The sequence below is a fragment of the Streptomyces sp. SID14478 genome (assembly GCF_010548525.1).
In the GTDB taxonomy this organism is placed as follows: Bacteria; Actinomycetota; Actinomycetes; order Streptomycetales; family Streptomycetaceae; genus Streptomyces.
In genome coordinates this window covers 1-5,610 of record NZ_JAAGMG010001111.1, presented here as the reverse complement: position 1 = coordinate 5,610, position 5,610 = coordinate 1, and the positions used below count along the sequence as shown (strand labels likewise).

Genomic DNA, 5,610 nt, shown 5'->3' with positions numbered 1-5,610 from the left:
CGGCCGGCTCGCGCGCGAGGCGTCGGCCCGCGGCCGCGTGGACGCGCTCACGCCGCGCGAGCGCGAGGTCCTCGCCCTGGTCGGCGCCGGCCTGTCGAACCCGGAGATCGCCGCACGGCTGCACCTCGTGGAAGGCACCGTGAAGGCGTACGTCAGCGCGGTCCTCGACCGGCTGGAGGTCAGGAACCGCGTACAGGCGGCGATCGTGGCGTACGAGGCGGGGCTGCTGACGTAGGGCAGGCCGGGCTCGGTCCGGAGTGCGTGCCTGTCTGGCGGGCTTGGCCCGGAGTGTGTTCCTGCCTGGCGGGTCGGGCCCGGAGTGCGTGCCTGCCTCGGCGGGCTCGGCCCGGAGTGTGTTCTTCTGCCCCGGCGGCTGTTCAGCTGGGTGGCTGAACAGCCGTCAGAGTTTCTTCCGCCCGCCCGAGCGCCCGAGCGCCCGAGTTCAGCGTGCCGCTGTGCGTGTTCGTCGACAGGCCTGAACAGCCGTCAGAGGGTGTCCTGCGCACCCGAGTTCAGCGACGGTGTGCGCCCGTCAGCCGGTGTGCGTGGGCCGACGGGCCCGGGCCCGCGAACCACCGCGCGAGCCCGTTGCCCGACCCTCGCATCGCCTCGGCCACCCGCGCCCCCGGACGCGACAGCAGACGTACGACGACGAGGGCGACCAGGGTGCCCAGGACCAGGCCCACCGCGACGTCGTGCGGGTAGTGCACGCCCACGAAGACCCGCGAGAACGCCATGAGGATCGCCATCGGCACCGTCAGCCAGCCGATCACCGGCCAGGCGAGCGCGAGACCGACGGCCGCGGCGGCGGCGATCGTGGCGTGGTTGGACGGGAACGACCAGTCGCCGTGGGCGGGGCAGTCGACCAGGGACGGCAGCGCGCCGCCGACGGCCCGGCACGGCCGCTCCTCGTCGATGCCCGACTTCACCAACTCACTGCACACGTACGCCACGGCGGTGGCCAGCGGCGCGAGCACCGCGACGGCCAGGGCCCGCGGATCGCCGCGCCGCGCCCGCCACCAGGCGACGACGAACAGCACGGCGAAGAGCAACAGCCCCAGTTCCGTCCACACCTCCATCAGGTGTTGGAACCACGAAGGAGTGTCGTGGGCGAAATCGGTGATGTGGCGATAGAGATCGGAGTCGATGGTTCCCATGGTCACGGACAGTACGCAATCTCCCGGCGACGTCACATCCAGCGAGGGTCGCGGTCCGCACCTGACGAAAGACAGGGGTCCCCGGACGCCGCCGGAGCGCCGCGCATGATGATGATCCGCAAAACTTGATGGACGGGGCGGCGGGTGGACGCAGGACAACGGGCCGATCTCTCGTAAGGTTTGAGCCGTGGGATCTCTGCGCAATCCGATCGGGCCGCTCCCCTCCTCCATCTACTGGCGACGGAGGGTCGTTCTGACGTCTGTCGTGGCGCTGCTGGCGCTGCTGATCGTCTGGATGGTCAACCTCGGCGGCGGGGGCGGGAACAACGGCGCCGACGGATCCAACGGCAAGCATCCGACGGATGCCATCACCCCGGGGCCCTCCGGCACGGGGCCCGCGATCAGCCAACACCCGGGCGGGCGCGACTCGTCGGGCGGTGCCGGCTCCGGTTCGGGTTCGGGTGACGGCTCGGGGTCGGGGTCCGGTGACGGGTCCGGCTCGGGTGGCTCCGCGGGTTCCGGCGGCTCGGACGACTCGGCGGGCGGTGACGCGGGCGACGGCAGCGGTACGTCCTCCGGCGACCAGGTACCGGCCGGTTCCAGCCTGCCCGACTGCACGGCGGGCGGAGCCACGCTGTCGGTGCGCAGCCTCCACAACTCGTACGCCCCCGGTCAGAAGCCCAAGCTCGAAGTGACCGTCAAGAACACCACGGACAAGACCTGCAAGGTCGATCTCGGTCCGAGGACGGCGGTCGTCTCCATCACGAAGGCGGACGGGGACAAGAAGTACTGGTCGTCCGAGGACTGCCCGGCCGGAGCGCGGGGCCTGCTGCTGCGGGTGCCTGCCGGGGGCAAGGTGACGCATACGTTGACGTGGGACCGGAAGGCCAGTGCTCCCCAGTGTGCTACGCCTCCCGCGGGGTCTGCGGGGGCCGGGACGTATTTGGTTGAGGTCAAGGGGGCGCAACTTGCCGGGGCCCAGACGTCGTTCGTGCTGAAGGCTGACTGAGGGCGGGCCCCCTCGGCTCACCGTTGCGGGGCTCTGCCCCGGACCCCGCTCCTCAATCGCCGGAGGGGCTTGATTGGTTCCGCCGGAGGGGCTTGGCGGGATCCGCCGGAGGGGCTTGGTGGCCGGAGGAGTTGGAGGGCCGGCCCTCTCGGCTCACCGTTGCGGGGCTCCGCCCCGGACCCCGCTCCTCAATCGCCGGAGGGGCTTGATGGGTACCGCCGGAGGGGCCTGATGGTCCGCCGGAGGGGCCTGATGGGTTCCGCCGGAGGGGCTTGGGGGTTATCGCCGGGAGGGTTTGGGTGGGCGGGGCTGGTGGTGGCCGGAGGTGGCTAGACGTAGCGTTCCAGGATTGAGGATTCCGCCAGCCTCGACAGGCCCTCTCGGACGCTGCGGGCCCGGGCCTCGCCGACGCCGTCCACGGTCTGCAGGTCGTCCACGCTCGCGGCGAGCAGTTTCTGCAGGCCGCCGAAGTGCTCCACGAGGCGGTCGATGATGGCGCCGGGCAGGCGCGGGACCTTCGCGAGGAGGCGGAAGCCGCGCGGGGACACCGCCGAGTCCAGTGCCTCGGGCGAGCCGGTGTAGCCCAATGCCCTTGCCACGATGGGCAGTTCGAGCAGCTCGCCGTGGTGCAGGGAGTTCAGTTCGGCCAGTGCCTCGTCGACGGTGCGGGAGCGCTTGGCCGTGGGCTCGGGCACGTAGTCGCGTACGACGAGCTCGCGCTCGGGCTCGACGCCCGCGATCAGCTCGTCCAGCTGCAGCGCCAGAAGGCGCCCGTCCGTGCCCAACTCGACGACGTACTCGGCGATCTCGGTGGCGATGCGGCGCACCATCTCCAGGCGCTGGGCGACGGCCGTGACGTCGCGGACCGTGACCAGGTCCTCGATCTCCAGCGCGGACAGGGTGCCCGCGACCTCGTCGAGGCGGAGCTTGTAGCGCTCCAGGGTGGCCAGGGCCTGGTTCGCGCGGGACAGGATCGCCGCCGAGTCCTCCAGGACGCGGCGCTGGCCGTCCACGTACAGCGCGATCAGGCGCATCGACTGCGAGACCGAGACGACCGGGTAGCCGACCTGCTTGCTCACGCGGTCCGCGGTGCGGTGCCGGGTGCCGGTCTCCTCGGTGGGGATCGTGGGGTCCGGGACCAACTGCACGCCCGCCCGCAGGATCTTGTCCAGGTTCGAGGAGACCACGATGCCGCCGTCGAGCTTGCACAGCTCGCGCAGGCGCGTGGCCGTGAACTCCACGTCGAGGACGAACCCGCCGGTGCACATCGACTCGACCGTCTTGTCGGAGCCGAGGACGATGAGCCCCCCGGTGTTGCCGCGCAGGATGCGCTCCAGGCCGTCCCGCAGGGCCGTGCCGGGCGCCACCGCGCTCAGCGCAGCACGCATCAGAGCATCCGCACCGGAACTCCCTCCGGACTTGCCGGGAGCTGACGCCCGGTCGTTGGCTGCCACTGGACTCCTCCGGATCGCAGACTCTGAGGCGCCGCCTGGGGTCGGGGGCTGGGAGCCCCCGTCGCGTTCGCACGCACAGGCGAGACCAGGGCAAAGTCTACCGGCGCTCCTCCGTCTCCCGTGGGGCCTCTCGTCGACGGCTCTTCGGCAGCACCCGCAGGGCGTCCCCTATATCGGCGACTTCCAGGACCTTCATACCGGGCGGGATCTTTCCGGGATCGCTCGGAACCAGCGCGTGCGTGAACCCGAGCCGGTGGGCCTCGGCCAGCCTGCGCTGCACCCCTGTGACCCTTCTGACCTCGCCCGCCAGGCCTACTTCTCCGATCGCGACCAGGTTCTTCGGGAGCGGGGTGTCGCTCGCGGCGGAGGCCAGGGCCAGGGCGATCGCCAGGTCGGCGGCCGGCTCGGTGAGCTTCACGCCGCCGACCGTCGCGGAGTAGATGTCCCTTTTGCCCAAAGCGCTGATCTTGCCGCGCTGTTCGAGCACGGCCAGCATCATCGAGACGCGGGACGTCTCCAGACCGGAGGTCGTACGGCGCGGCGAGGGGATCTGCGAGTCGACCGTGAGGGCCTGGACCTCGGCGACCAGGGGGCGGCGGCCTTCGAGGGTGACGGTGAGGCACGTGCCGGGGACCGGCTCGTCGCGGCGGGTCAGGAACAGGCCGCTCGGGTCGGCCAGGCCCGTGATGCCCTCGTCGTGCAGCTCGAAGCAGCCGACCTCGTCCGTCGTCCCGTACCGGTTCTTGACGCCGCGGACCAAACGCAGGCGGGCGTGCCGGTCGCCCTCGAAGCTGAGGACGACGTCGACGAGGTGTTCCAGGAGGCGCGGGCCGGCGATCGCGCCGTCCTTCGTGACGTGCCCCACGAGGAGGGTGGACATGCCACGCTCCTTGGAGGCGCGGATGAGGGCCCCGGCCACCTCGCGGACCTGCGCCATGCCGCCCGGCGCCCCGTCGATCTCGGGGGACGCCACCGTCTGCACGGAGTCCATGATCAGCAGGGAGGGCTTCACCGCGTCCAAGTGCCCGAGGACGGCGGCCAGGTCGGTCTCCGCCGCGAGGTAGAGGTGGTCGTCGATCGCCTTGATGCGGTCGGCGCGCATCCGCACCTGGGAGGCCGACTCCTCGCCCGTGACGTACAGGGTCTTGTGCTCCTCGCTCGCGGACTTGCCCGCCACGTCCAGGAGCAGCGTGGACTTGCCGACGCCGGGCTCGCCCGCGACCAGGACCACCGCGCCCGGCACGAGGCCGCCGCCGAGGACCCGGTCCAGCTCGGGCACGCCGGTGGGGCGGGCCGTGGCCTGCCGGGCGTCGACCTGGCCGATCGGCACGGCGGACGTCGTGACCCGGCCGGGGGCGGTCGTGCGCACCGCGGGCGCGCCGTACTCCTCGATCGTCCCCCACGCCTGGCACTCGGCGCAGCGGCCCAGCCACTTGGCCGTCTGCCAGCCGCATTCGGTGCAGCGGTAGGAGGGACGGTCCTTCGAGGATTTCGTACGGGCAGCCATGAACCGAACCGTAGCGGGCGGCACTGACAACGCCGGCACCGCCGAATGTGCCGCTGTCGGTTGCCGCGTGTAGCCGCGCTGGCCACGGAATATGGGGTTCCTGTCCCCTTTTGAGGGATCGTTTCACCCGTAAGGATTAAAAGTACTCAAGGGGGCGGGAGGGGCCCGTGCCCGCCGCCTACGGTCGCACGGGTGATGAGCAGGCCGGAAACCCCCACGCACACCACCGGCGCACACCGGGCGCAGCGCGCCGGGGCGAGGCGTCCGGAGCCCCGCACCGTTCCGCAGCGCCCGCCCGCTCGCTACGAGCCGTTTCTGGACGGGCTGTTCACGTACTGCCTCTCGGTGCTCTGCGACCACGACGAGGCGACCGCCGCCCTCGGCGACGCCCTGGCGCTCGCCGAGCGGCGCGGCGCGCGCGCACCCGACGCCGAGGCCGACCGCAGGTCCTGGCTGTACGCGCTCGCCCGCTGGTACTGCCTG

5 protein-coding genes and 1 pseudogene are annotated in these 5,610 nt (G+C 71.8%); 3 read left to right on the top strand and 3 right to left on the bottom strand.

Annotated elements, in window-relative coordinates; genetic code table 11:
* On the top strand, positions 1-235 hold a 235-nt coding region (locus G3I40_RS35900; protein ID WP_164559023.1), incomplete at its 5' end, for a LuxR C-terminal-related transcriptional regulator.
* A 277-nt stretch (positions 236-512) separates the two neighbouring features.
* On the opposite strand, the gene G3I40_RS35895 is transcribed toward G3I40_RS35900, so the two are convergent.
* The gene (locus tag G3I40_RS35895) at positions 513-1,157 is read right to left on the bottom strand and encodes a phosphatase PAP2 family protein (protein WP_164559022.1); all 645 of its coding nucleotides are present in this window, start codon (positions 1,155-1,157) and stop codon (positions 513-515) included.
* A 187-nt stretch (positions 1,158-1,344) separates the two neighbouring features.
* Here G3I40_RS35895 and G3I40_RS35890 point away from each other — a divergent pair, with 187 nt between their 5' ends.
* A complete protein-coding gene (locus G3I40_RS35890; protein WP_164559021.1) occupies positions 1,345-2,166 on the top strand; it encodes a hypothetical protein in 822 nt (273 codons plus the stop codon).
* Positions 2,167-2,495: 329 nt separating this feature from the next.
* On the opposite strand, the gene disA is transcribed toward G3I40_RS35890, so the two are convergent.
* Positions 2,496-3,620, bottom strand: coding sequence for a DNA integrity scanning diadenylate cyclase DisA (disA, locus tag G3I40_RS35885; RefSeq protein WP_164559020.1), 1,125 nt, complete (start codon positions 3,618-3,620; stop codon positions 2,496-2,498).
* Positions 3,621-3,717: 97 nt separating this feature from the next.
* Positions 3,718-5,127 carry a DNA repair protein RadA gene (radA, locus tag G3I40_RS35880; protein WP_164559019.1) on the bottom strand — a complete coding sequence of 470 codons (1,410 nt, stop codon included), beginning with the start codon at positions 5,125-5,127 and terminating at the stop codon, positions 3,718-3,720.
* Between the two features lie 195 nt (positions 5,128-5,322).
* On the opposite strand from radA, the pseudogene G3I40_RS35875 reads away from it, so the two are divergent.
* Positions 5,323-5,610 (top strand): annotated as a pseudogene (locus G3I40_RS35875) (hypothetical protein); the annotation flags it as partial.